The 25,237-nt window shown below is 62.7% G+C and carries 20 protein-coding genes; 15 read left to right on the forward strand and 5 right to left on the reverse strand.

Translation table 11 applies throughout. From position 1 onward, the window contains the following. The first annotated feature begins 379 nt into the window (after positions 1–379). From P8192_RS07450 to P8192_RS07475, 6 genes are read left to right on the forward strand one after another with little or no spacing between them, the layout of a single operon-like run. A complete protein-coding gene (locus P8192_RS07450; protein WP_278155851.1) occupies positions 380–3,325 on the forward strand; it encodes a DUF4040 family protein in 2,946 nt (981 codons plus the stop codon). Next, positions 3,322–3,810: a cation:proton antiporter subunit C gene (locus P8192_RS07455; RefSeq protein WP_270105302.1), complete on the forward strand. Its 489-nt coding sequence runs from the start codon at positions 3,322–3,324 to the stop codon at positions 3,808–3,810. Before P8192_RS07450 ends, P8192_RS07455 begins: the two co-directional genes overlap by 4 nt. Then, entirely contained in the window at positions 3,807–5,438 is a 1,632-nt protein-coding gene (locus P8192_RS07460) for a monovalent cation/H+ antiporter subunit D family protein (RefSeq protein ID WP_270105301.1), read from the forward strand. The genes P8192_RS07455 and P8192_RS07460 overlap by 4 nt, the downstream gene beginning before the upstream one ends. Further along, positions 5,435–5,794 (forward strand): Na+/H+ antiporter subunit E, encoded by a 360-nt coding sequence (locus P8192_RS07465; RefSeq protein WP_270105300.1) that lies wholly within the window; start codon positions 5,435–5,437, stop codon positions 5,792–5,794. Before P8192_RS07460 ends, P8192_RS07465 begins: the two co-directional genes overlap by 4 nt. Next, the gene (locus P8192_RS07470) at positions 5,791–6,054 is read left to right on the forward strand and encodes a monovalent cation/H+ antiporter complex subunit F (protein WP_278155856.1); all 264 of its coding nucleotides are present in this window, start codon (positions 5,791–5,793) and stop codon (positions 6,052–6,054) included. Before P8192_RS07465 ends, P8192_RS07470 begins: the two co-directional genes overlap by 4 nt. Further along, positions 6,054–6,455 carry a cation:proton antiporter gene (locus tag P8192_RS07475; protein ID WP_278155858.1) on the forward strand — a complete coding sequence of 134 codons (402 nt, stop codon included), beginning with the start codon at positions 6,054–6,056 and terminating at the stop codon, positions 6,453–6,455. Before P8192_RS07470 ends, P8192_RS07475 begins: the two co-directional genes overlap by 1 nt. Here P8192_RS07475 and P8192_RS07480 read toward each other — a convergent pair. Next, on the reverse strand, positions 6,452–6,937 hold the full coding sequence (locus P8192_RS07480; protein WP_270105297.1) for a hotdog fold thioesterase: 486 nt from the start codon (positions 6,935–6,937) through the stop codon (positions 6,452–6,454). The two genes, P8192_RS07475 and P8192_RS07480, sit on opposite strands and share 4 nt — an antisense overlap. Before the next feature lie 79 nt (positions 6,938–7,016). Between P8192_RS07480 and polA the strand changes: the two genes are divergently transcribed. From polA to rpsA, 3 genes are all read left to right on the forward strand, one after another. Then, positions 7,017–9,719, forward strand: a complete 2,703-nt coding sequence (polA, locus tag P8192_RS07485; protein WP_431521172.1) for a DNA polymerase I — start codon at positions 7,017–7,019, stop codon at positions 9,717–9,719. 68 nt (positions 9,720–9,787) lie between these two features. After that, positions 9,788–11,137: a GNAT family N-acetyltransferase gene (locus P8192_RS07490; RefSeq protein ID WP_278155862.1), complete on the forward strand. Its 1,350-nt coding sequence runs from the start codon at positions 9,788–9,790 to the stop codon at positions 11,135–11,137. A 182-nt stretch (positions 11,138–11,319) separates the two neighbouring features. Further along, entirely contained in the window at positions 11,320–12,774 is a 1,455-nt protein-coding gene (gene rpsA / locus P8192_RS07495; RefSeq protein ID WP_278155864.1) for a 30S ribosomal protein S1, read from the forward strand. An 86-nt stretch (positions 12,775–12,860) separates the two neighbouring features. Here the strand turns inward: rpsA and P8192_RS07500 are convergent, their stop codons facing one another. Beyond that, entirely contained in the window at positions 12,861–13,976 is a 1,116-nt protein-coding gene (locus tag P8192_RS07500) for a class I SAM-dependent methyltransferase (RefSeq protein WP_278155866.1), read from the reverse strand. After that, positions 13,976–14,713, reverse strand: a complete 738-nt coding sequence (locus P8192_RS07505) for an IMPACT family protein (protein WP_278155868.1) — start codon at positions 14,711–14,713, stop codon at positions 13,976–13,978. The genes P8192_RS07500 and P8192_RS07505 overlap by 1 nt, the downstream gene beginning before the upstream one ends. A gap of 103 nt (positions 14,714–14,816) precedes the next feature. On the opposite strand from P8192_RS07505, the gene P8192_RS07510 reads away from it, so the two are divergent. The 6 genes from P8192_RS07510 (at position 14,817) to P8192_RS07535 (ending at position 21,212) form a co-directional block, all read left to right on the forward strand. After that, positions 14,817–16,097, forward strand: a complete 1,281-nt coding sequence (locus tag P8192_RS07510) for a BCCT family transporter (RefSeq protein ID WP_278155870.1) — start codon at positions 14,817–14,819, stop codon at positions 16,095–16,097. Further along, positions 16,094–16,225, forward strand: a complete 132-nt coding sequence (locus P8192_RS07515; protein ID WP_278155871.1) for a hypothetical protein — start codon at positions 16,094–16,096, stop codon at positions 16,223–16,225. The genes P8192_RS07510 and P8192_RS07515 overlap by 4 nt, the downstream gene beginning before the upstream one ends. Next, positions 16,222–16,839, forward strand: coding sequence for a dephospho-CoA kinase (gene coaE, locus P8192_RS07520; RefSeq protein WP_278155873.1), 618 nt, complete (start codon positions 16,222–16,224; stop codon positions 16,837–16,839). The genes P8192_RS07515 and coaE overlap by 4 nt, the downstream gene beginning before the upstream one ends. Positions 16,840–16,884: 45 nt before the next feature. Further along, positions 16,885–19,035, forward strand: coding sequence for an excinuclease ABC subunit UvrB (uvrB, locus tag P8192_RS07525; protein ID WP_278155875.1), 2,151 nt, complete (start codon positions 16,885–16,887; stop codon positions 19,033–19,035). A gap of 146 nt (positions 19,036–19,181) precedes the next feature. Then, positions 19,182–20,447: a TerC family protein gene (locus tag P8192_RS07530; RefSeq protein ID WP_278155877.1), complete on the forward strand. Its 1,266-nt coding sequence runs from the start codon at positions 19,182–19,184 to the stop codon at positions 20,445–20,447. A 12-nt stretch (positions 20,448–20,459) separates the two neighbouring features. After that, positions 20,460–21,212, forward strand: a complete 753-nt coding sequence (locus tag P8192_RS07535) for a TVP38/TMEM64 family protein (RefSeq protein WP_278155879.1) — start codon at positions 20,460–20,462, stop codon at positions 21,210–21,212. Here P8192_RS07535 and P8192_RS07540 read toward each other — a convergent pair. Both P8192_RS07540 and P8192_RS07545 read right to left on the reverse strand, forming a co-directional pair. Continuing rightward, complete coding sequence (locus tag P8192_RS07540; protein WP_278155881.1) at positions 21,167–22,510, reverse strand: alpha/beta fold hydrolase; 1,344 nt, start codon at positions 22,508–22,510, stop codon at positions 21,167–21,169. The genes P8192_RS07535 and P8192_RS07540 overlap by 46 nt on opposite strands. A 9-nt stretch (positions 22,511–22,519) precedes the next feature. After that, the gene (locus tag P8192_RS07545; protein ID WP_278155883.1) at positions 22,520–25,162 is read right to left on the reverse strand and encodes a DEAD/DEAH box helicase; all 2,643 of its coding nucleotides are present in this window, start codon (positions 25,160–25,162) and stop codon (positions 22,520–22,522) included. Positions 25,163–25,237 lie beyond the last annotated feature (75 nt).

Here is a 25,237-nt window from a genome sequence, read left to right on the forward strand (position 1 = left end):
GTTGTGGATGTACGCCTCAGCTGGGAGGGGTCGCGAAATATTTTCCCCACTTGGCTCACGGGCGTGGAGGGATGAGAGTCTCATCACGTACAGTGTGTAGCGGCGCGATACTGTTATCTCGCTGACCCTGTCCATTGGTCCATCAGAGAAAGGAACGATCTTATGTCTCACCCACAGTGCTCGAGCCATGGGTTCGTTCCAAAATTCTGGATTCTTCCACCCGAAGGTACGAACGGACACATCAACTCTTGGGGACCCCTGCTCTCTGGCCTTCCTCCGGTCTGAGTGTCGCTGAGCCGGTCCGTTTTCGTCGTCGATGATGATGTGAGGGACAGGTTCACCACGGACTGGTCCACACGAGACGACACAAGGCGGAAGAGTGCTCCTCGTATCAATACTTATCGTCGGCCTAGCGGTTCTGCTGGCCGCCCCCCTAGCCAAAGGCCTGGGACGCAACGCTGGATGGGTGCTGTGGGTACCCCTGGCGGGCGCGGCAGCGCTGCTCAGCGCTGAATGGTTCGGCGCAGAGGGCTCCCTCACCGAGAGTTACCCCTGGATTCCTGGCCTCGGCGTCGGGCTTCATCTACATCTGACCGGGCTGAGCTACCTGTTCTCGATGATCGTGCTGGTGATCGGCGCCGCCGTGCTGTTCTATTCGGCGCGGTACCTGGGATCGAAGAAGATCATCTCGTTCTACCTGTTGATGTGCCTCTTTGCCCTGGCCATGCTGCTACTGGTGCTGGCTGACGACCTGGTGGTGCTCTATGTGGCGTGGGAAGCGACGACACTGACGTCGTTTTTCCTGATTGCTCGATCTGGTGCCTTGGCCCGTCAGCCTGCCATCCGTACACTGCTCGTCACGGTTGCTGGTGGTCTCTGCCTGCTGACCGCGGTGTGTGTGATGATCATCGATTCCGGGACGACCCGCATCAGCGAGGTGCTCGCCTCGGACATGTGGCAGGATCCGGTACTGGCCGCCATGCTCGCCGTCCTGCTGGGAACGGCGGCACTGACGAAGTCGGCACAGTTCCCATTCCAGGCCTGGTTGCCGGACTCGATGGTTGCCATTTCGCCGGTGTCGGCCTACCTGCACGCAGCGGCCATGGTGAAGGCGGGCATCTTCCTGCTCCTGCTGTTCTCCTCAGCACTGTCAACGGTTTTGACCTGGAACATTCTGCTCATTGCGGCCGGCGGAATCACCGCACTTTTCGGGGCAGTGGCAGCGGTGCGTCGGTACGATCTGAAGGAACTGCTGGCGTATTCGACGATGAGCCAGCTGGGCCTACTCGTCATGCTGATCGGCATCGGCACGGCGACGGCCCTTCAGGCCGCGGTGGTGCACACCATTGCCCACGCCCTGTTCAAGTCAGCGTTGTTCATGGCAGTCGGCACGCTGGACCACGAAGCAGGCACCCGCGATATGCGGCTGCTGGCACACCAAAAGTTGCGTACCGGATCCACACACCTCGCCATCATTCTGGGCGCAACGTCTATGGCCGGGTTGCCGCCGCTGCTGGGCTTCGTATCCAAGGAATCGATGTTCGAAGCCTCGCTGGATGCTCCTTGGGGCGGCGGAATCGGCGTCCTGTTGACCGCCTGGATCGCGGTCACCTCGGTGTTCACGCTGACCTATTCGGGACGACTGGTGATCGGAGCCCTGGGCAAGTACCGTCCGGCCCCCAACTCGCCGCGCGCCCAGGCGCCGGACGCGTCCGCTCCGCGCGTCGTGACCGAAGCCCCGGTGACGTTCTGGATCATCCCCTGGATGTTGGCCGCCGCCGGCGTCGTATTGGGCCTCGCCCCGATGTTGCTGGACACCCTTGCCACTGACGCCGTAACGATAGTGTCCAACGCCGGCGCCGATGTGCATCTGGCCTTGTGGCACGGGGTGAACGCGCCGCTGCTGATCTCGGCATCGGTGTTCCTGGCCGGCGGGCTGCTCATCTGGCAACGTCGCAGGGTCGAGGAAGCGCTCGTTCCCCGCGGCATGAAGATTTCCGGGCTGCGTGCGGTGGAAAACATTCGTACCGCCATGATCGAGGTGGGCGTGCGGGTCGGTGGCTGGACCCCGGGGCAGAACCCGGGACTGCACTTGATCGTCCTGTGTGCTTGCCTGCCGGTGCTCGCCCTCGTCGGTGTGTTCGCGCTGGGACCGCTGCCCGAGGTGGTGGGAGAGACCGCGCAACCCCTGGACTGGCTGCTGGTGACCCTGGTTGCTGCCGGCGTGCTCACCACGGTGCGCGCCCAGACCCGCATTTCCGCCGTCGTCGTGGTGGGTGTGGTCGGTTTCGGCGTCACGCTCTGGTTCTTCGCGCTGGGCTCCGTGGACGTGGCACTGACCCAGTTGCTCGTCGAGATTCTCACCGTGTGCGTGATGGTGCTGCTGTTGAAGCGCCTCCCGGCACGGTTCGACACCGAGCGACGCGGCCGTGCCATTCCGGCCGCCGTGATTGCCGTGGGGGCTGGTCTTGCTGCCGGGCTCGGCGTGTGGGCGCTCACCGGTCGCCGCGATATTTCCGAACCGGCTCTGTACTTCTTACAGCACGGCGAGGAAACCACCGGCGGCGCCAACATCGTTAACACCATTCTGGTCGAGTTCCGTGCCCTGGATACCCTCGGTGAACTCACGGTGCTGGGCGTGGCCGGACTCGCGGTCGCCGCACTGCTGGCCTCACGGGATCCGGACTCGGTGCGCCAGACACCGGTGAATATGAAATCGGTGCTCGCCGACGCGGTGCCCAACAGCGTCTACATCCGCACGTTCACCAAGGTGGCGGCCCCGCTGATGTTCGTGTTCTCCCTCGTCACGCTGGTGCGTGGACACAACGAACCCGGCGGCGGATTTATCTCCGCGCTGATCGGTGGTGCGGCGTTCGCGCTGCTCTACATCGGCGCCCTGGACGACGAAAGCGCCCCGATCCGCTGGCCCTACCTCACCCTCATCGGCGCCGGCATTGTGACCGGCTCGGGCATCGGACTCGTCGGACTGGTGAAGGGCTCCTTCCTCACCCCGTTGCACACCGAACTGTTCGGCATCCACCTGAACAGCGCGCTGATTTTCGACGTCGGCGTGTACCTGGCGGTGCTCGGCGTCATTCTCGCCGCTTTCAACCTGCTCGGTCGCGAACGGCCCGGACGTCACGGCGTATGGGGTTCCTCGTCTCCACCCGTGCCTGAGGACAACCCGCGCACCGGGGCGATTCCGGTGATCTACCAAGACGCCCTGAACCAATCACGGCACGAATCCTTGATGATGACGGCGAACCGCCAGCGCGGAGACGCCGCGACCGAACAACAGCACACACCAGGGAAGGGGGAATCATGACCCTGGCGATCACCGTAGGACTGCTCACCGCCGGCGCGGTCTACCTCTTCACCAAGCGCGAAATGCTGCGAGTCATCCTGGGATTCGTGTTGCTGGGACACGCGGGCAACCTGATTCTGATGGCTGCCGGTGGCACGGACCGGCGTCAAGAACCCTTCGGCACCGCCGAGGACGTCTCCGTGATGGCCGATCCGCTACCCCAGGCGTTCGTGCTCACCGCCATCGTCATCGCGTTCTCGATCACCATCTTCATGCTGGTCCTGGCCGTCACCGGACGACGTGACGATCTCACTGTCGGGCGCCGAGACGACCTCAGCGTGGTGCAGGAAGCCGCCTCGGACGCTATCTTGCCCTCCACGGAGACCCACGTGCTCCAGGTGCTGGAACTCAAGGAGCAAGAGTCCCGCCGTCAACACGAAGAACAACGCGAACGAGAACGCATCATCAGAGAAGAACTGGAACGCAAGGGAGGCCACGAATCATGACGATCACTCCCGAATCACTCGACGCCGTGGCGGCCGGACTGCCGCTCTTCGTGGCCATCCCGATGCTGCTCGGCGGCATCCTAGTCATGGTGGGCAACCGGCTCCGGATCCACGCTATGGTGCTGACGGCCTATCAGGCGCTCTCGCTGGTGGCCAGCGTGGTGATGATCTACGCCTTCACCGACAACGGTGGCGCCATCGCCCACGCCGTCGGCCCCTGGCCCACCGGCATTGCCATCCCGTTCGCCGCGGATATGTTCACCGCGCTGATGCTGACCTTCACCAGCATTCTGCTGCTGGTGTGCACCTGGTTCTCCTATGCCTCCTACGCCGCGAACTCGATGTTCTTCGCGCCCCTGGTGTTGGTGCTGACCACCGGGGTGAACGGTGCCCTGTTGACCGCGGACCTGTTCAACCTGTTCGTGTTCCTCGAGGTTATGCTCTTGCCTTCTTACGGGCTCTTCGTGCTCTCCGCCAACCGTAAAACACCGCTGCGCCGTGTGGATGGGGCGCGCCTGTACGTCACCGTGAACCTCTTCACGTCCACCGTCTTCCTCGCTGGCGTCGGCTTCCTCTACGGCACCGCCGGCACGGTCAATCTGGCACTGCTGGCCGAAGCGGCCCAGCACGACGACACGGTGGCCATGGCTGGAGCCATCTGCCTGTTCGCCCTCGGAATCAAAGCCTCCGTCGTCCCGATGCACGGTTGGTTGGCCCGATCCTATCCGTCCACCTCACCGGCAATTACCGCGCTGTTTTCCGGACTGCACACCAAGGTCGCCATCTACGGGATCTACCGGATCTACTCCATTGTTTTCGGAGGCGACACCCGGTTCCTCTGGGTCGGCGTGGTGCTGTTCTCCCTGTCCATGGTGATCGGTGTGCTCGGCGCCGTCGGGGAGAAGACCACCCGGTCGATTCTGGCGTTCCACATGGTGTCCCAGCTGGGCTATATCCTGCTCGGCGTCGCTCTGTTCACCGAACTCGGGCTAACCGCCGGGATTTTCTACCTCATCCATCACATGGTGGTGAAGGCAGCGCTGTTCCTCTCCACAGGGGCGGTCGAGGTCCGTTACGGAACCGGTACCATCGGCGACCTCGGGGGAGTGGCCCGCGCCGAACCGGTGATCGCCGTCGCGTTCTTTATCGCCGCCCTATCCATGGCCGGGATCCCACCGTTCTCCGGTTTCGCCGCCAAGCTGATGCTGGTGCTGGCCGCCGTCGAGCGTGGGGAGATTCTCGCCGTCGTCTGCATGATCCTGGTGTCGCTGATCACCCTGGTTTCCATGATGAAGATCTGGGCCGGCATGTTCTGGGAGAAGAAGAACGACGACGAACTGCCCGACGTGATGCCATCCCGGTTCACCCCGGAGACGGCAGGTAGCTCGGCGCGGGGTGCAGCACCGCTCACCCAGACGCTGACGCAGTCACACACCGAGACAGCGGTCCATGCCGAGGAGACGCCACGACGACGCATCAACGCCTCACTGGCGGCACCGGCTGTGGTCCTCACATTGGTCACCATCACCTTCGGCCTGGGCGCACAATTGCTCTTCGGCTGGGCGGAGGTCGCCGCTGGCGGCCTGTTGGATCCCAGCGCCTACATTGAGGCGGTGATCGCGGGATGAGCTGGCTGACCTGGCCGTTCCGGCTGTTCGTGTTCTCCCTCTGGTACGCCAAAGCCCTGGTGGAGTCGAACCGGGCCGTGCTCAAGGACAATCTGACACCGGGCATCGACGCACGCTCGGGCATTGCGCGGGTGTCCACCCGGTGCACGACCGACACCGAGATCACGGTGCTTTCCGCCCTGATCACCCTGACCCCGGGCACCCTCACGATAGGAACCAGAATCGACGACGACGGCACCCGCATCCTCTACGTGCACTCACTCTACAACGACGATGCCGACGAGGTGCGCGCCGACACCGCGGTCATGGAATCACGCATGCTACATGCCTTGCGGCGGAAGGGGGACCGGGCATGAGCACCCTCGGACTCGATATCGGCCTCGCCCTGCTCCTGATCGTCTCGCTGGTGGCCACCTACCGCATGCTGATCGGCCCCACGGAATCCGACCGTGCGGTGGCCGGTGACCTGCTGATGTTCGGCGTCGTCGGCATGATCGCCATATTCGGGGTGCGTATGGGCGGGACCTTCACCTTCGACATCGTGCTCATCGCCGCGATCGTGGGCTTCTTATCCGCGATGTCGCTGGCCCGCGCGCTCACCAGGGGGAAACGCTGATGGACCTGTTGACCGTATCTCAGATCATCGGGCAGGTGGTCGTCGTCGCCGGAGCCTTGATCTTCGCGACGGCGGCGCTGGGCATCCTGCGCTTCACCGACCCGTTCATGCGCATCTCCGCGGTGGGCACCGCCGGCGGTATCGGCATCACCCTGGTCGTGGTGGGCGCCGTGCTGTACCAGCCCACCGTTCCGGATGTACTGAAACTGGTACTGATTATCTTCCTGCAACTGGGCACCTCCGCGGTGGGCACCATGGCCATCGCCCGTGCCAGCTACCTGATCGGCACAGAGATGCGACCCGGGTACTTTGACGAGCTCGCCGAGGACTCCGGGCTGCCCCCTCAGCTCACACCACCGGAGTCGCGCGCAGCTCAGGAATCCGGCGGGCCGGCGAACTAAACAGTCGGCTCGGCGGCCGAGCCCGCCCCGGGAACCGAGGATCCACGAGCGCGGTCTGGATCGAGAATCATATTCGTCATTCGGCAGCTAGAGATCACCCGCTGCTGCTCATCGCGCACGGTAATCAGGTGCGTGGTGAGAGTGGATCCAAGATGAATCGGCTCACAGGTGCCGATGACGATCCCCTCGCGGGCCGAGCGCAGGTGACTCGCACCCAGCTCCGTGCCGACCACCGGGCGCCCCTGGGAGTGCAAGAAGGCGGCGACGGAGCCCAGCGTCTCCGCTAGGGCGAGTGTCGCGCCCCCGTGGAGGAGTCCGAGGAATTGCTGGTTACCCTCGACTGGCATCGTGGCCACCACACGCTCCACGGTGAGTTCGGTGAAGATGATGCCGAGTTTGTGGGAGAGGGGCGAGCGGGAATTCAGGTCGTCGATGGTCATCCCGTCCCCAAGCCCGCCGAAGGGTGTGCTGTGTTGTTCCATACCTACTAGGCTTACACTCGTGACCGACCCGAGCAATGACACCACGCCCCACCGCCTTCTCGTTATCGATGGACATTCGATGGCGTTCCGCGCGTTCTACGCGCTGCCAGCGGAGAATTTCGCGACCGCGACCGGACAGCACACCAATGCGGTCTACGGTTTCCTGACCATGTTGCTGACCATGATCCGGCAGCAGCAGCCCACCCATGTCGCCGTCGCATTCGACCTGGATACCCCCACCCGGCGCTCTGAGGAGTACGCCGAGTACAAGGCCGGCCGGTCCGAGACGCCCCAGGAGTTCTACGGTCAGATCGACCTGATTGTGAAAGTCATGGAAGCCCTGCGCATCCCGACCATCACGCTCGACGGGTTCGAGGCCGACGACATCGTGGCCACCCTGGCCACCCTCTCCGAGGACGCCGGCTGGGAGACCCGCGTAGTGTCCGGCGATCGCGATGTCTTCCAGTTGATCACCGACCGCACGCTGGTCCTCTACCCGAAGAAGGGTGTCTCCGATATTCCGCTCATGGATGCCGCGGCGGTGGAGGAGAAGTACAAGGTGTCCCCGGCGCAGTATCCGGAGCTGGCGGCCCTCGTCGGCGAGACGGCGGATAATCTGCCCGGGATTCCCGGGGTCGGCCCCGGTTTCGCCGCCAAATGGCTCAAGGAGTACGGTGACCTCGACGGCGTGCTGGCCAACGCCGACAAAATCACGGGCAAGAAGGGGGAGTCGCTGCGGGAGCACATGGATAACGTGCACCGGAACCGGCGGCTCAACGCCTTGGTGCGCGACCTCGAGTTGCCTGTCACCCTCGAAGCGACCACGCTCGAGCAGCCCGACCGGGAGCAACTGGAGGAGCTTTTCGACGCACTGGAGTTCAACCGGGTCCGGCAGCGCGTCTTTGACACCTTCGACGAGCGCCTGGGAACCACCACCGAACCGGCACAGGATGATGTCACTCCCGACTTCACGGTGGCCGATTCCGCGCAGCAGGTCAACGATTTCCTGGCCGAGCACGGCGGCGAGCTGCTCGGCGTGTATGCCGAGATCACCGGTCCCGAGATGGTGGCCAAGCGCAAGATCCCGGTCCCGGGCGACTATGGCACGGTCACCGGTGTGTCCTTCGCGGCCGATGATGCCGGGCTGTTCGTCGACCTGACCTCGGACAGTGCCGCGGCCAAGGCAGCGCGTGACGCGCTGGCCGACCCCGCCCTGGACACCGCTGTTTACGACGTAAAGTCCATCATTAAGGCGTTCGGCAGCACCGCGAGCATCGACGGGGTCCAGGACGACGCCCTCATCTCTGCATACATTCTGCAACCGGACCGGCGCAGCTACGAGCTGTCCGCCCTCGTGGAGGGCTACCTCAATGCGAACCTCGACACGGGGGAGACCCCGGCCGCGGGCCAACAGGCGTTGGACCTCGACGGTGCCGAAGAGGAAAGCAAAGCCCAGCAGCGCGCCCATGATGCGGTGCGTGCCGCCTGGATGATTCGACGCCTCTCCCAGGTGTTTACCCCCGCGGTCATCGAGCGCGGCGCACAGCAGCTGTTACAGAACCTGGAGATTCCGCTGGCGGTCGTGCTGGCCGAGCTGGAGTTCGCCGGCGTCGCCATCGACGAAGCGCGGCTGGGGGAGCTGCTGCAGCAATTCAGTGATGAGGCCGACGCCGCACAGGAATCGGCCTGGGCCGCTAATGACGGTGAAAAGGTCAACCTCGGTTCGCCCAAGCAGCTGCAGGTCGTGCTGTTCGAGAAAATGGACATGCCGAAGACCCGCAAAACCAAGACGGGCTACTCCACCGACGTCGACTCGCTCAACGATCTGCTGGAGCGCACCGGCCACGCCTTCTTGCAGAACCTGATGCTCTACCGCGATGCGACCAAGCTCAAGCAGACCGTGCAGGGACTGAAGGACGCCGTCGCCGAGGATCACCGGATCCACACCACGTTCTCCCAGACGACGGCGGCCACCGGTCGGCTCTCCAGCCTGAACCCGAACCTGCAGAACATCCCGGTGCGCACCGAGGCCGGACGCCAGATCCGCGACGTCTTCACGGCCGGCACACTCCCGACGGGGGAGCAGACCCAGCTCCTCACCGCCGACTACTCGCAGATCGAAATGCGCATCATGGCCCACCTTTCCGAAGACGAGGGCCTGATCACCGCGTTCAAGGACGGCGAGGACCTGCACCGTTTCGTCGGCGCGAACGTCTTCGATGTGGATCCCCAGGACGTCACCTCCGAGATGCGCTCGAAGGTCAAGGCGATGAGCTACGGTCTGGCCTACGGACTCTCCAGCTTCGGACTCTCTAAACAGCTACGCATCTCCGTAGACGAGGCCCGCGAGCTGATGAGCGCCTACTTTGACCGGTTCGGCGCCGTGCAGACCTACCTACGCGACGTCGTGAAGCAGGCACGCAAAGACGGCTTCACCGAGACCATGCTGGGCCGACGCCGGTACCTGCCCGACCTTACCTCGGACAACCGCCAGTTGCGGGACATGGCCGAGCGTGCCGCCCTGAACGCACCGATCCAGGGTTCCGCAGCAGACATCATCAAGCTCGCCATGCTCGGAGTGCAGCGCGAACTGACGGAGCAGCAGCTGCGTAGCCGGATGATCCTGCAGATCCACGATGAACTCATCCTGGAGCTCGCCCCTGGCGAGGAGGAGCAGGCGGAACGTATTCTGACCGAGCAGATGTCGAGCGCCATCGAATTGCGGGTGCCGCTCGACGTACAGGTCGGGCGCGGCCGTTCCTGGAACGACGCCGCCCACTAGACACTCCCAGATCCTGAGGCACTCCCAGCCCCTCGACCCCTCGACACCGCCGGAAAGATGACATGATCATGTCCCTGAGCAGGCCCCTCACCCCCTTCACCCTCGCCGGTGACGACTTCATCGAGCCCAGCTCGCACGACGCCGACGGCGCAGAGAAGATCAAAGCCAGCGAAGCGTACCGCCACCTCCACCAGCAGGTGGAGCTGGGGTTCTATGTCGACCCCGGCTCCGCTGACCTGATCGACATCTGGGCCCGGCAGAATCGCGACATGGGGCTCGAGTTCCGGGGCTTCCGCGAGGCCGAACCACGCCCGGATTTCCTGCCGAGGTGGCAGCGACCCGTGGGCACCATCGGCGGACTGCCCTCCACCCTCAACGTGGGCTCGAAGATCCTGCCTGCCTGGCTGATCACCGCGGTGGGCGTGGCCCCAACGCATCGACGGCGCGGCATCCTGCGCCGGATGATCACCGAGGAACTCACCCGCGCCCAGGAGCAGGGGTATCCGCTCGCGGCACTGACCGTGTCCGAGGGCGGAATTTACGAGCGATTCGGCTTCGGCGTCTCCACCTACCAAGTGACGCAGACGATCGACCGCCGTCGTGGAATCCAACTACGTCCCGAGGTGCTCGAAGCGCTGAACACCACAGTCGGTCAGGTTTATGAGGTGAACCCGACCGAGCTCGTGGATCTCGCCGACCGTCTTGACCGCCAGTCGCATGAGGTCACCCCCGGTTCGATTCGTCGCCCCCGGCCGATTCAGGAGAACATGCTGGGCGCGGTGAACCTCTGGGGCGGTAGCTCCGAGGCACACCGCGAGCTCAAGGGGTACGTGTACATCACCGAAGACGGACCCGAAGCTCTGGCGGTCATCAGCCACAAGGGCTGGGAGAACGTGGAAGTGTCCACCGGTGTCATCCGTGATCTCCAGTTCTTCACCCGACGTGGATTCGCCGGGCTGATGGACACCGTGCTGAACCTGGATCTAGTCGATGAGCTGAAGTACCGCGAGGCCCCGGGGCGCGCTCTGGCCACAGCGATGATCGATCCGCGGGCGGTGAAGTCGACCTCAGAATCCGATCTGGTGTGGACGCGGCTGCTCGACGTCGTCGCCGCGCTGGAGTCCCGTGACTACGGTCAAGACGGATCCCTGGTCCTCGACGTCGAGGACGCGATGGGACTCGTCGACGGTCTTTACCGACTCGACGTCAGCAACGGATCCGCCCGGGCCGAGCGGATCGACGCTCCTCAGCACGATGGTGTGGATGCGGTAACTCTCGACGTCGCGCATCTGGCCACCGCACTCTTCCGCGGCGGGGGAGCGCTGGCCGAGGTCGGTCTAATCAACGGACCGGCCACAGAGCAGTTCCTGCGCATGTTCGCCGTCGTGAAAGAACCCTTCTGCAACTTCGGATTCTGACCCGGTGCACACCCTCGCCACGCATTGCGCGCGTTGGGCTGCTGGCGTATGATGGTCGGGTGCGTCGAATGCGCACATGTCCATAGATTGTTCAGTGGGTTTCGCTGACCGAAATCACAGGATCCGTTCCGGCTTCGGCCCCCTGAGTATACGAAAACTATCCACATCGGAGTCCCTACTACATGACCACCACCAAGACCGTCCCGCAGGTTGCCATCAACGACATCGGCACCTCCGAGGACCTCCTCGCAGCCATTGACGAGACCATCAAGTACTTCAACGATGGTGACCTGGTTGCGGGCACTGTCGTCAAGGTTGACCGCGACGAAGTTCTTCTCGACATCGGTTACAAGACCGAAGGTGTCATCCCCTCCCGTGAGCTGTCGATCAAGAACGACGTCGATCCCGACGACGTGGTTGCCGTGGGCGACTCCGTGGAAGCCCTCGTCCTCACCAAGGAGGATAAGGAAGGCCGTCTGATCCTGTCCAAGAAGCGCGCCCAGTACGAGCGCGCCTGGGGCGACATCGAGAAGGTCAAGGAAGACGACGGCGTCGTCACCGGTACCGTCATCGAGGTCGTCAAGGGTGGCCTCATCCTCGACATCGGCCTGCGCGGCTTCCTGCCCGCATCGTTGGTCGAGATGCGCCGCGTCCGCGACCTGGCCCCGTACATCGGCCAGCAGCTGGAAGCCAAGATCATCGAGCTCGACAAGAACCGCAACAACGTGGTTCTGTCCCGTCGCGCCTGGCTCGAGCAGACCCAGTCCGAGGTCCGCTCGAACTTCCTCAACAACCTCGAGAAGGGCCAGGTGCGCAACGGCGTGGTCTCCTCGATCGTCAACTTCGGTGCCTTCGTGGACCTGGGTGGCGTCGACGGCCTGGTGCACGTCTCCGAGCTGTCCTGGAAGCACATCGACCACCCGTCCGAGGTTGTCGAAGTGGGCCAGGAAGTCACCGTCGAGGTGCTCGAAGTCGACATGGACCGCGAGCGTGTCTCGCTGTCGCTCAAGGCCACCCAGGAGGATCCGTGGCAGGTCTTCGCCCGGACCCACGCTCTGGGCCAGATCGTGCCCGGCAAGGTCACCAAGCTGGTGCCTTTCGGTGCGTTCGTGCGCGTCGAGGACGGCATCGAGGGCCTCGTGCACATCTCCGAGCTGGCTGCCCGCCACATCGACACCGCCGAGCAGGTTGTGTCGGTCAACGAGGAGCTCTTCGTCAAGGTCATCGACATCGACCTGGACCGCCGCCGTATCTCGCTGTCTCTGAAGCAGGCCAACGAGGGCGTAGATCCGGAGGGCACCGAGTTCGACCCGGCGCTGTACGGTATGGCTGCCGACTACGACGATGAGGGCAACTACAAGTACCCCGAGGGCTTCGATCCCGAGACCAACGAGTGGATGGAAGGCTTCGAGACCGAGCGCGCCGCTTGGGAGCAGCAGTACGCTGACGCTCAGGCTCGCTGGGAAGCTCACAAGGAGCAGGTTGTCCGTCACTCCACTGAGGACGTCGAAGCATCGACCGAAGCAGCCGAGGCCGGCAACACCTCTTACTCCTCCGAGGCTCCGGCCACGGATGCTGGCACCCTGGCTTCCGACGAAGCTCTGGCTGCCTTGCGCGAGAAGCTAACCGGCAACTGATACATTTCGGTTCGCCAGCGTGACTCCGCGCTGAATTAATCCGAGCAAGAAGCCCCGCACCGATTCGGTGCGGGGCTTCCTGCGTGTTAGCGAATGGATTCAGTGACAGTGAATCGCCGGTCGCGGGCCAGCTGCGTGGTCCGGCCCACGACGCGGTCCAGTTCGTCGCGATAGCGCAGATGCGAATTCCAGACACACCACAACCGACCGCCGGGCTTCAACGTGCGGGCAGCCTCGGCGAAGAGATGGTGTGCAATATCGGTTGTCACGGTGCCGCCATCATGGAAGGGAGGATTCAGGACGATCGCGGACAGGGACGCATCGGCGTGATATTTCAGTCCATCGGCGTGAGTCACCTGGACCCGGTCGGCGTCCAGGCCATTGACCGTGGCGGTGTCCCTGGTTGAACGCACCGCTGAGGCGGAATCATCGCAGGCGTAGAGCAGGGGAATGCTGGTTGCCAGCCCTAAAGCCGCGGTGATCGTGCCGTTGCCGCAACCGAGATCAACCACACTGTCGAGCTGGTCGATCGCGTCACTTCGACCTTCGGGTCCTGAGGAGAGCAGTGTGGTGAGTAACAGTGCGGTGCCGGGATCCAGCCGTGCCGCACCGAAAGTCATCCCGTAGGCACGCAGTTCGAGCTCGCCCACGGGCTCCACCGATACGCGTTGTCTTCGCGGGATCCGCTCTGGCAGCTGGTGCTCGGTGAGGGATTCCTTCGGTGCCGAAGCTATCAGCGCACGAGACTTGTAGGCCCCGCGGCTTGCATGGACCCGTTGGAAGCACCGTTCCAGCACCGCGTTCATGCTCCGATTCAGGTGCTTTTCGCGTGCGGCACTGATCATAACGACGTCGGACGTAGCCCAACGGGCCACATGCCAGGCTGTTTCTTCCAGCGCCTCCAGGGGCCGGGCCAGCAAATGAATGACCCAGCCAACCCCGGACAGACTCACTTCGTCGGGCCCGGTGAAGAGCCGCCAGGCATCAGGTACCTCAATCTGCTCGGCTCGACTGCGAGAATCCAGGATGAGCCGACCGTTGAGACCCAGCTCTGACAGATGCTGGCTCAGCGCACCGGTCTCTTCATTAATCACCGCCACCGGGAGCTCACGTAACTCCGGGCGTTGCTCGAGAAATGTCTCGATCTCCATGATCAGGAGCCGTTCGACGGGGCTGGGTTGAACCTCGGTTTGCGACGCCATCACAGGTCTGTCCATTCCACATGGGTGGGCTCGACCTGTCCGGCACCGGAGCTGATGGCTGCGAGGTCTGCCTTCAGACGTTCTGCCGCCATGTCGTCGTCGACACTGGCTAGTGTCAACAACGCTGAGGACCCCGCGTAGTCAGTGACACCGAGGTGCCACCCAGTGGCGCGCAATTCGTTCTCCCAGCGTCCCGCTACAGCGTGCGGTGCAGGAATGCGGTACCAGAGCATCCGTTGCCGGACCGTCCAGGTGACCTGGTCAAGGGTCTGGGACACAGCGTCAGAATAGGCACGAACCAGTCCGCCGGCTCCGAGTTTCACCCCGCCGAAGTAGCGCACCACCACTGCCAGCACGTCGGAGGCGTCTCGCAGCTGTTCCGCGCCGGTTCCTTCTGCGCTAACGAGCACCGTCTCGCGCTGGGCGATCGCTTCCAGCATCGGTGTTCCGGCGGTCCCGGCGGGTTCGCCGTCGTCGTTGGAACGCATGACTCGCCTGTCCGGGCCCAGCAGAAATGCGCTACAGGCGTGCCGGGCCAGATGGTGCTCTTTGCGCAGCGCGCTCACGTGTTCCCTGACGTCTTCCTCCGCTTCGACCCGGAAAAGGTAGCCAATAAATCGCGACCGTTTGATCTCGATTTCATGCACCACCGGAGTGTGGCGCTGGGCCGCCGGGAGCACGCTGTATCGACGCGCGTGGGAATCATCGACGAGGGCGGAATCGGAGTGCTGTGACATCGTCGATAGTCTAGCTTCCTCCCTGCGGCGCACCCGGGTTGGGAGTTGGATTACTCGCGGGTAAGGCAGGCGGTCATCCACCACTTTATCCTCGGCGTTGATCGTGATCCTGTTCACCCTAGCCATGGGATTCTTCCCCGGGCCGGTTCAGTCTGTGTTCGGCGCGCTGGCCGATGTGATGCGTTACGACATCGGCTGGATGTCTACGCTCGGCGCCACCGCGATGCTGGTCTTCGCGGCCGGTATCGGAGCGATCCTGATGTTATTCGGCGTCGCCGAGCCGATCACCCATGATGCGGTACCCCCAGCGATCGGTACGTTCCACTTCGGCTTCCAGCTCTGGGCTATTCAAGTGGTGCCAGGGCTGGCCTTCGCCTACTTCACGTACAAGCGAAACCTCCCTCCGCGGGCTTCTTCGGCATTCCAACCGTTTATCGGCGATCGGATCCACGGCCCCTGGGGCAAGGCCATCGACATCATGGCCATTGTGGCCACCGTGTTCGGTATCGCAGTGTCCATCGGATTGGGCGCCATGCAGATCAACGCCGGACTCACCTATGTCTACGGGGTGCCCATGCAGGGTTGGATCCAGGCGCTCACCATCGCCTTGATCACCGGCGCCGGCCTCACCTCGGTGCTCCTGGGTATGGACAAGGGCGTGAAGCGGCTGTCGTACCTCAACATCCTCATGGCCGTCGCACTGATGCTGTTCGTGCTGATGTGGGGAGCGACAATGGACACCTTCCGAGGCGTCGTTGAGACGGCGGGACGCTACCTGTACAACCTGCCGGTGCTCTCCTTCTTCAATGACTTCTCCGGATCGGGACAGTGGACCGGAGACTGGACCGTCTTCTACTGGGCCTGGGCGGTCACCTGGTCGCCCTTCGTCGGGATGTTTATCGCGAAGATTTCCCGAGGCCGTACCATTCGCGAGTTCGTGATCGCCACCATCGGCATGCCCACCAGTTTCGTCATCGTGTGGATGTCCGTGTGGGGCATCTCCGGGATCATGCAGGACCAGGCCACCGCTACTTCTGGTGACAGCGGGGAGCTCGTGGAGACCGTCGTCGACGACGGGAACATCGAGGCCGCGCTGTTCCAGTTCCTCCAGGGCTACCCCGCATTCGGCTTCGTTGCGGTGTTTGCGCTCATCGTCATCGTGATTTTCTTCGTCACCTCCATGGACTCCGGTGCACTGGTGATGGACGGGATCGCGTCGGGACACGAGGACGCCGGACCGAAGCGGCAGCGGGTGTTCTGGACCGTGTCCATTGGCGCGGTGTGCACCGTCATCCTCGTCACAGCGGGAGAGAACGGGTGTTTCCCATGGAAGAATTCCACCGCCGCGCCCAGGAGGAACCCAGCGCCACCGAGGAGTTCGTGATCCGTCCCGAATACGAGGTGGGAACCGAAGCGGACTTCGATACGCATCAACCGCAAACCTGGCATTGGCAGCGCGGTGATGGCACTGTAGAAGGCAGTGATGCCTATCAGAAGGGGCAACAGTCATGAGCAGAGTGGCTCCCGTCAGCATTGGGCTCACCGGCGGCATTGCGTCGGGTAAGTCCACGGTCTCCGCCATGCTGGCCGAACTCGGCGCCATCGTGATCGATGCCGATGCGTTGGCCCGCCAGGCGGTGGCCCCCGGGACCGAAGGGCTGGCTGAAGTAGTGGCACGCTTTGGTGGGGGAGTCCTCCACGAGGACGGCACCCTGAACCGCCCCGCCCTGGGTGCGATCGTCTTCGGCGATGACGACGAACGAGCCACTCTCGACGCGATCATCCACCCGCGGGTGCGTGCAGCATCCGCCGAGGCCCGAGCACAAGCCCAAGCAGACGACATCGTCGTCGAGGACATTCCGTTGCTGGTGGAGACGGGCCAGGCCGATCGGTTCGAGTTGGTCCTGGTGGTGCAGGCGGAAGAAGAGGCTCGCGTGCGCCGGATGATCGAACACCGGGGGATGGCCGAGGACGACGCCCGCGCCCGTATTCGGTCCCAGGCCAGTGATGCAGAACGCGCCGCGGTGGCGGACGTGATCTTGCACAACGAGGGCACCGTGGAAGAACTGCGCGCCCAAACGGAGGAGGTCTGGCGCACCATCATCGAACCGTTGCGCCACCAGTAACTCCTGGACTCTGCGCAGAGAGACGTTCCGGCGTAACCTGGAGATATGAGTCTGGCACAGAAGATCTCCCGACAGATCGCACCCTTCGAGGTCGTCTCGCCCTTCCAGCCCTCGGGCGATCAGCCGAAGGCCATCGCCGAGCTCGCCGAACGCGTGCAGGGCGGCGAGAAGGACGTCGTCCTGATGGGTGCAACCGGCACCGGTAAGTCGGCAACCACCGCCTGGCTCATCGAAAAGTTGCAGCGTCCCACCCTGGTGATGGTGCAGAACAAGACCCTGGCCGCCCAGCTGGCCAATGAGTTTCGGGAGTTGCTGCCCAACAACGCCGTCGAGTATTTCGTCTCCTACTACGACTACTACCAGCCCGAAGCGTACGTGCCGCAGACGGATACCTTCATTGAGAAGGATTCCTCCATCAACGAGGAAGTCGAGCGGCTGCGACACTCCGCCACGAACGCGCTGCTGACTCGCCGCGACGTCGTCGTCGTGTCGACCGTGTCCTGCATCTACGGTCTGGGCACCCCCGAGGAGTACATCGCCCAGATGGTCACGTTGCACCGCGGCCAAGAGCTGGACCGGGATGAGCTCCTGCGGCAATTCGTGAACATGCAGTATGTGCGCAACGACACGGACTTCCACCGGGGCACTTTCCGGGTGCGCGGGGACACCGTCGAGATCATCCCGATGTACGAGGAGCTGGCGGTACGCATCGAGTTCTTCGGCGACGAGGTCGAATCCATTCAGACGTTGCATCCGCTCACCGGACAGGTGGTCCGCGAGGAAGACGAGATGTACATCTTTCCCGCCTCGCATTATGTTGCCGGCGACGAGCGGATGCACCGCGCCATCGGCGAGATAGAGGACGAACTGCGCATCCGGCTAGAAGAACTGGAATCCCAGGACAAGCTGCTGGAGGCGCAGCGGCTGCGGATGCGCACCACCTATGATCTCGAGATGATGCAGCAGATGGGTTACTGCAACGGCATCGAGAACTACTCACGCCACATCGACGGCCGTGAGGCCGGCTCCGCCCCGCACTGCCTGCTCGATTATTTCCCGGATGATTTCCTCCTCGTGATCGACGAGTCACACGTCACCGTGCCTCAGATCGGCGGCATGTACGAGGGCGATATGTCGCGCAAGCGGACACTGGTGGACCACGGATTCCGTCTGCCATCGGCGATGGACAACCGCCCGCTGAAGTGGGACGAATTTCTGGAACGTATCGGCCAGACCGTTTATCTTTCAGCAACCCCGGGCAACTACGAACTGGGCCAAGCCGACGGCGTGGTAGAGCAGATCATCCGCCCGACCGGCCTGATCGACCCCGAGGTCATCGTCAAGCCCACCAAGGGGCAGATCGACTCGCTGATGGAGGAGATCACGGCCCGCACCGAGCGGGACGAGCGGGTGCTTGTCACCACGCTGACCAAGCGGATGGCCGAGGATCTGACCGACTATCTGCTCGAGCATGGGGTCAAGGTCCAGTACCTGCACTCCGACGTCGATACGCTCAAGCGCATCGAGTTGCTGCGGGACCTGCGCAAGGGCGTTTTCGACGTGTTGGTGGGCATCAACTTGTTGCGTGAGGGACTCGACCTGCCAGAGGTGTCGTTGGTGTCGATTCTCGACGCAGACAAAGAGGGCTTCTTGCGATCCTCGAAGTCCCTCATCCAGACCATCGGCCGTGCGGCCCGTAACGTGTCCGGCCAGGTGCACATGTACGCGGACACCATCACGGATTCCATGCGACAGGCCATCGACGAAACCAACCGCCGTCGGGAAATCCAGCAGAAGTACAACAGCGATCACGGCATCGACCCGACACCGCTGCGCAAGAAAATTGCGGATATCACCGACCAGCTCGCACGCGAAGACGCCGATTCTGCTGATTTCCTCGCGGGCATGGCGGGCGTCAAAACCGGTTTCGACTATGGTGCGGGACGCCGCGGTTACACCGCAACGATCGCCGAAGAGGTGCCCGGAACCGCCGCCGAAAACGAGGTGGGGATGGACACGGTGGCGAAAATGGCGGCCCTGCCAGCGAAGGATCTCCAGGATCTCATCGACCAGATGTCGGCCCAGATGCACCAGGCGGCCGTGGACCTGCAGTTCAAGCTCGCCGCACGGTTGCGTGACGAAGTGTCCGAGTTGAAGAAGGAGCTCCGCCAGATGCAACGTGAAGGTCACGCATGACCTGCTAGACTTCAGCATCGCAAGGGAGTATCCCCGAACCCCGTGGACGTCAGCACGTCTGGTATCGAGACCAGACCGGACGCGGAGGCCGCTCACCAGCGGTGGGAGAGACTTGTGACGTCTGTTCTATCCGCAGGAGGCTCCCTTTGGAGATCAACGCGTTAACGTGGACCATCACCATTGCGGTGATTGTGGGTCTACTGCTTTTCGACTATTTCGCGCACGTGCGTAAGGCGCACACCCCAACCATTAAAGAAGCGGCCATCTGGTCTGCCATCTATGTCGGCATCGCCCTCATCTTCGGTCTCGTCTTCTTCGTCTTCGGCGACACCCAGCACGCGATCGAGTACTACGCGGGCTACATCACCGAGAAGGCCCTCTCGGTGGACAACCTCTTCGTGTTCCTCGTGATCATGGCGAGCTTCCAGGTACCGCGTGAGTACCAGCAGAAGGTGTTGCTCTTCGGCATCACCTTCGCTTTGATCTCCCGCACCGTCTTCATCCTGCTGGGTGCAGCCATCATTGAGCTGTGGTCAGACGTGTTCTACCTCTTCGGTATCGCATTGCTGTTGATCGCCGGCCAGCAGCTCAAGGGTGAATTGGCTTCCTCGGAGGAGAAAGAAGACCAAGCGGACAACATCATGGTGCGCACCGCTAAGCGCGTGCTTCCTTCGACCGACCAGTACCACGAGGACAAGTTGTTCGTCCGCATCAACGGGAAACGGCTGATCACCCCAATGCTACTGGTGATGGTCGCAATCGGCGCCACCGATGTGCTGTTCGCCTTCGACTCCATCCCGGCTATTTTCGGTCTGACCCAGGAACCGTACATCGTGTTCACCGCAACGGCGTTCTCGCTGATGGGTCTGCGCCAGCTGTACTTCCTCATCGACGGACTGCTGGACCGCCTCGTCTACCTCTCCTACGGCCTCACCGCCATCCTGGGCTTCATCGGAGTGAAGCTGATCTTGCACGCCCTTCACGAGAACAACCTGTTCTTCATCAACGGTGGCTCCGATGTGCCGGTGCAGACCATCCCGACTCACATCTCGCTGATGGTCATCGTCGCGATTCTGATCGTGACCGTCATCGCCTCCCTGACTAGCCCGAAGGGCAAGGCCCTGCGCACCCTGCAGAACGCCGAGAAGTACGCGTACCGCTACACGAAGCTCGACGAGTCCGCTTCGGCCGACGAGCGCCGGGACGCCGAAGCCAAGATGGATCGCTGGACGCGCGAGGCCGAGGGCCTGAGCCAGAAGTGGCGCGACGCCCTAATCGACAACAAGGATCGCTACTCGTCCATTATTCGCACCGCGCACGAGACACGCTGGGCTGAGGCACAGTCCAACGGCAACGGTCACGACGCCAATGTGTCCAAGGAGATCGTGGAAAAGCAGGGTCCCACGGTCTGATAAGTTTCGAGCATGACCGACTCGACATCTGACGATCCCCAGGATGTTCCTGCGCAGGACAGCTCTCAGCTGGACTCGCAGGAACACTGGGGCTCGTTGTTGCGTAGTACCGGTCTAGTCCTCACGGTGGCGGTCATGCTCTGGCTCGCTCTCAACGTGCGGCTTCCCTCGCTCAGCCAACTGCATTCCACCATCGAGGCGTGGGGTTGGTTAGGTCCCTTAGTGTTCATTGGCCTCTATGCCCTCGTCGCCATCACCCCCATACCGGTCACGGTGATGGCTGTCGTGGCGGGGCTGCTGTTCGGCGTCGCCATCGGCAGTGTGCTGTCCCTGATTGGCGTGCTCATCGGGTGCTGGGGTGCGTATTGGCTGGCCCGCGCCGTCGGACGAGATGCCACGCGCCGCCTGCTGGGTCGACACCGCGCCTCCATCGAGCGAAATCTGAGCCATGCTGGTTTTCAGACGGTGTTCATGCTTCGTCTGCTTCCTGGGTTTCCCTATTGGCCGGTGAATTATGGCAGCGGGGCGTTCGGCGTATCCCAGCACGCTTATCTGTCCGCTTCGGCCCTGGCCGTGCTGCCCGGACAAATCTCACTCGTGGCGATCGGTGATTTCGTGGCCGAACAGTCCATCCTCAACGGCGCCGTGGTCGTGGTGTCCTGGATTGCCGTCATTGTGCTGACCATCTGGTCGTATCGCCGCTGGAAGCAAGCTCGTCGTCATTCCTCCGATGACGAGGCCGACGGGGACGACACCATGTCGTAGAGCCGTCGGAAGATGCCTGCACCGTCTTCGGCCAGGCCGTCGTGATGGTGCGCCGCTGTCTGCCACACCTGAAGCCCAGCCACGCGGGCCGCGGTTTCCACCGATAATTCGGCATCCACGTAGACGTCATCCCGATACACAGCCGCCGCGACTGGCACGGTGTTCACGGCCAGTTGATCCAGATCGTAGAGCGGCTCCCACCCAATGCGTTGAGCCAGATGCTCGGCCACGTCGGCCAGGGGTTGCAGACCCGGATCTAGTTCCGCGTACCAGGGAAACACCATCTCCCCGGTCAACAGGGGAGTACGAGAGCGCTCAGGATCAAAATCCGGATGATCTGCCAGCACCCGATGGGCCGCCCAGTCGGTCGGCTCCGCCCCCGGCTGCGCGTAGATCGACTCGTGCATCACCATGTACAGCGGACGGGAAAGATGCCCGATTAGGCCATGGGCCTGTTCGAGAAACGCGTCGCTGAGCCGGTCATCGCCCTCAACAAAGGCTTCCTGCAATAGGTAGTGCAGTTGGTCAATCCGGGTATTGCCGCCCAGATACATGCCCAACATCTGCAACCGCCCCACGGTGACCGGGGAACCATCCGGAAAGCGCTGCTCGGAATGTCGTCCGAGGCGCACGATGCGTTCCCAGAACGGCCAATCCTCGGGATAACGCTCGAAGAACTCACGATTCCGCGCCCGCATCCGCCGGTACGTGGCTTGGTATACCCGGTCGGCCGGTCCCGTGATCGGCGACAACCCACCGGTGATCATGCTCGCCCGCAGCCCCTCGGGGTGAAATGAGAGATAGCTCAGCGTGCAGAATCCGCCATAGGACTGCCCCAGGGTGGTCCAAGGTCCGGAGCCCAGAGCCAGACGGAACTGCTCGGCGTCGCGCACAATATTCGGCGCACGGAAATGGCTCAGATAATCGGCTTGTTGCCCGCCGTCACCTTCCCTCGGCAGTGAGGTGCGGGTGATCGGGGTCGAGCGACCGGTGCCGCGTTGGTCCAGCATGAGAATCCGGAATTCGGAGCTCGCCTCCGCCATCCAACCCGACAAAGGACCGGAACGGACCCCTTTGCCTCCGGGACCGCCCTGCAGATACAACAACCACGGACGGGAGCCCCCACCGTCAGCGGTGTATTCCCGGGCGAAAACAGTGATCCGCCGCCCCTGCGGCTGGTCATAATCCAGCGGCACCTCCAGGAAATGATCACGGATCACGGTGCCGTCAAAGAGGCGCGACGCTGTTCCGCTACGCAAAGTGGAGATCAACACATTCGAGGTGCTTCCGGTACTCATGGACTCAGCCTACGCTCCAGGTGCCCCCACGGAGAGGACCAGGATCGAGGGGGATCCCTGCTCATCAGAACGGTCGAGGTTCACTACGGCGTTGATCCCGAAATCAAGGTTGCCCTCCGGGTCCACCAGAATCTGGCGCACCGTCCAATACCGTGACTCAGCTATGCCGGAATCGGCGCGTTCCTGGTCCGTCAGGTCTGGTTTCCGATTCACCTGGAAATACTGCTGGCCGCGTGCGGTCGGGGAGTCGTCGACATCCTCGTACTCGCCGAAATATTCGTCGAGAGCATCAGCCCAGTCGTCCGCAGTGAAGGCACGGGCACGGTCCGGAACATCGTCGAGTTCGGCCAGTCGCGCATCCTGTTCGGCGCCGAACAGCTCCACGCGCCGGAACATCGCGTTGCGCACCATCACGGTGAAGACCTGCTCGTTGTCCGTGAGTCGCGGTGGCGCCGGAGGAGCTAGGGTCTCGAAGTCTTTGCGGAGCTCTTCAACGTCGCCGGCGACCAGGTCTTCCCACTCCTCCAGCAGCGACGAGTCGGTGTGCTTGATCAGGGCCTCGAGCCATTCCTGGATCAGGTCCAGTGTCTCGGTCCGAGTGTCTTGAGGGATGGTCTGCCGCAGTGCCTTGGTGGCGTCGGTGAGATAACGCAACAACACACCCTCGGAGCGAGCGATCCCGTAGAAATTAACGTAATCGGTGAATCCCATGGCGCGTTCGAACATGTCGCGGACCACGGATTTTGGATCCAGCTCAAAATCGGATAGCCACGGCGCACCCTGGCGATAGTTCTCGAATTGTTCCTCCAGCATCTCCGCCAGCGGGCGTGGATGGGTCACCTCATCGAGTGCCTTCATTCGCTCCGTGTACTCCAGGCCCTCGCTCTTCATCGCGCTCATGGCTTCGGTTTTCGCCTTCTTCACCTGAGCCGAAATCACCTGCCGCGGCGAATCCAAGGTGGCTTCCACAATGGACACCAAGTCCAGAGCGTAGGTGGGCGAATCCGGATCGAGGAGCTCGAATGCCGCCAGCGCGAAGGGGGAGAGCGGCTGGTTAAGGGCAAAGTCCGGCTGGAGATCCACCGTGACGTCGATCATTCGGCCAAACTCATCAGGTTCGGGACGGCGTACCACCACACCGGTGACCATGAGCTCTCGCAAGATGCCCAATGACTGCCGCAACAGTCCGGCCTGCTTGGCTGGCGGTTCGTGGCTGTTGCGCACCAAACGGCGTACCGCGCGAATCGGGTCGCCCGGCCGACTCAGCAGGTTCAACAGAATGGAGTGGTTGACCTTCAGCTGGGAGACCATCGGCTCCGGAGTGGCCTGGACCAGTTTCTCGAAGGTTGCCTGACCCCAGGAAACAAAGCCTTTCGGAGGCGTCTTCTTGGGGCTGGACTTCGTCGACTGCTTGATCCGTTTGTTGCGCTCCGCCTCATCCTTAATGTTGGCGAATTTCGTGGCCGCCTTCTTTTGGGCCTGAAGATTCTCGATGACGTGCTCGGGAGCTTGGACCACCACCGTGCCGGAGGTATCGAAACCGGCGCGTCCGGCTCGACCGGCAATCTGATGAAATTCGCGGGCGTTGAGGTGCCGCGTCCGCGTGCCGTCAAACTTACTCAGTGCGGTGATCACCACCGTGCGGATGGGCACGTTGATCCCCACCCCCAGGGTGTCGGTCCCGCAGATCACTTTGAGTAATCCATCTTGGGCCAAACGCTCCACGAGGCGCCGATATTTCGGCAGCATCCCGGCGTGGTGCACGCCAATTCCAGCGCGCACCAGGCGATTCAGAGTCTTTCCGAATCCAGCGGAGAACGGGAAGCCGGCGATTCTTTCAGCGATCGCGTCCTTCTCAGCCCGGGTGGTCACATCAATCGAGGACAAGGCCGAGGCACGTTCGATAGCGTCCAGTTGCGAAAAGTGCACAATATAAACTGGTGCCTGCTTCGTGCTCACCAGTTCCGCGATCTTGTCCTGAACTGGTTCCTCCGAATACTCAAAACTCAGCGGAATCGGACGTTCAGCGTGGGCAACGGTCACCGTCTCTCGACCGGTACGTTCCGTCAGGTCTTTCTCGAACCGGCTGGTATCACCGAGTGTGGCACTCATCAGCAGGAACTGTGACTGAGGCAATTCTAGTAAGGGCACCTGCCACGCCCAGCCACGCTGCGGATCCGCATAGAAATGGAACTCGTCCATCACGACCGCGCCAACGTCGAGACCGGATCCTTCCCGCAATGCTCCGTTCGCAAGAATCTCGGCAGTGCAGCAAATAATCGGAGCATCGCCGTTCACGGAAGAATCGCCCGTCACCATGCCCACGTTATCCGCACCGAAGACATCGACCAGGGCGAAGAACTTCTCCGACACCAGCGCTTTGATGGGTGCGGTGTAGTAACTGCGCCGTCCGTAAGACAGTGCGTGGAAGTGGGCGCCGAGCGCCACCATGGACTTACCAGACCCGGTCGGGGTTGCCAGGATGACGTTGTCCTCTTCCACCAGGTGAAGCATTGCTTCTTCCTGGGCCGGGTAGAGCGATATTCCGCGGGACTGCGTCCATTCGACAAATCGGCCGTAGATCAGGTCGCTACCGCCGGAAGCTGCATCGCGGAGTTCATCGGCGTCGGGAAGATAATCGAGGAGTCTCATCGCCACCCAGCTTATCCGGCACCGCGACTCCGTGTGACCTCGAGTGTCGCGGTCATCGGCAGGTAGCTGAAGACC

The sequence above is a fragment of the Citricoccus muralis genome, assembly GCF_029637705.1.
Lineage (GTDB): Bacteria > Actinomycetota > Actinomycetes > Actinomycetales > Micrococcaceae > CmP2.

Bases quoted from the DNA above. Each gene is read 5' to 3' on its own strand.
- P8192_RS07455 (WP_270105302.1), top strand. From the start codon at position 3,322: ATGACCCTGGCGATCACCGTAGGACTGCTCACCGCCGGCGCGGTCTAC.
- P8192_RS07460 (WP_270105301.1), top strand. From the start codon at position 3,807: ATGACGATCACTCCCGAATCACTCGACGCCGTGGCGGCCGGACTGCCG.
- P8192_RS07465 (WP_270105300.1), top strand. From the start codon at position 5,435: ATGAGCTGGCTGACCTGGCCGTTCCGGCTGTTCGTGTTCTCCCTCTGG.
- P8192_RS07470 (WP_278155856.1), top strand. From the start codon at position 5,791: ATGAGCACCCTCGGACTCGATATCGGCCTCGCCCTGCTCCTGATCGTC.
- P8192_RS07475 (WP_278155858.1), top strand. From the start codon at position 6,054: ATGGACCTGTTGACCGTATCTCAGATCATCGGGCAGGTGGTCGTCGTC.
- P8192_RS07480 (WP_270105297.1), bottom strand. From the start codon at position 6,937: ATGGAACAACACAGCACACCCTTCGGCGGGCTTGGGGACGGGATGACC.
- polA (WP_431521172.1), top strand. From the start codon at position 7,017: ATGGCGTTCCGCGCGTTCTACGCGCTGCCAGCGGAGAATTTCGCGACC.
- P8192_RS07490 (WP_278155862.1), top strand. From the start codon at position 9,788: ATGTCCCTGAGCAGGCCCCTCACCCCCTTCACCCTCGCCGGTGACGAC.
- rpsA (WP_278155864.1), top strand. From the start codon at position 11,320: ATGACCACCACCAAGACCGTCCCGCAGGTTGCCATCAACGACATCGGC.
- P8192_RS07500 (WP_278155866.1), bottom strand. From the start codon at position 13,976: ATGGCGTCGCAAACCGAGGTTCAACCCAGCCCCGTCGAACGGCTCCTG.
- P8192_RS07505 (WP_278155868.1), bottom strand. From the start codon at position 14,713: ATGTCACAGCACTCCGATTCCGCCCTCGTCGATGATTCCCACGCGCGT.
- coaE (WP_278155873.1), top strand. From the start codon at position 16,222: ATGAGCAGAGTGGCTCCCGTCAGCATTGGGCTCACCGGCGGCATTGCG.
- uvrB (WP_278155875.1), top strand. From the start codon at position 16,885: ATGAGTCTGGCACAGAAGATCTCCCGACAGATCGCACCCTTCGAGGTC.
- P8192_RS07535 (WP_278155879.1), top strand. From the start codon at position 20,460: ATGACCGACTCGACATCTGACGATCCCCAGGATGTTCCTGCGCAGGAC.
- P8192_RS07540 (WP_278155881.1), bottom strand. From the start codon at position 22,510: ATGAGTACCGGAAGCACCTCGAATGTGTTGATCTCCACTTTGCGTAGC.
- P8192_RS07545 (WP_278155883.1), bottom strand. From the start codon at position 25,162: ATGAGACTCCTCGATTATCTTCCCGACGCCGATGAACTCCGCGATGCA.